The sequence below is a fragment of the Cohnella baijiui genome, from assembly GCF_020731285.1.
Lineage (GTDB): Bacteria > Bacillota > Bacilli > Paenibacillales > Paenibacillaceae > Cohnella.
This window is the reverse complement of sequence record NZ_JAJFOW010000219.1, coordinates 1-295: the sequence shown is the minus strand read 5'-3', so window position 1 is coordinate 295 and position 295 is coordinate 1. Positions and strand designations below refer to the sequence as shown.

1 protein-coding gene is annotated in these 295 nt (G+C 45.1%); it reads right to left on the bottom strand.

Features of this window, described 5'->3' with window-relative positions:
• Positions 1 to 47: 47 nt before the first annotated feature.
• On the bottom strand, positions 48 to 295 hold a 248-nt coding region (locus LKX83_RS32385; protein WP_227887381.1), incomplete at its 5' end, for a DMT family transporter.

The following is a 295-nucleotide window of genomic DNA, read 5'->3' as shown; positions in this document are numbered from 1 at the left end:
CGTAGAAAGTGAAGAGGGCCATGGTACGACATTTACCATTGTGCTGCCTAGATACCAGAGTGATCTGTTTCCTGGATTGTCTTAGCTTTTGTAGGATGGCTAAAGCGCATAAACAAATAAATTCCGCATAAGATGACAGCCGTTCCGAGTGTTTGGGGGGCTGTTATTTTTTCGCTCAGAATAAAATAAGCAAGAATTGCAGCACCAATCGGCTCACCGAGAATCGCCATGGACACTGTATTAGCACTAAGCCACTTGATGGTCCAATTGAACACCGAATGACCGAGCAGTGTAG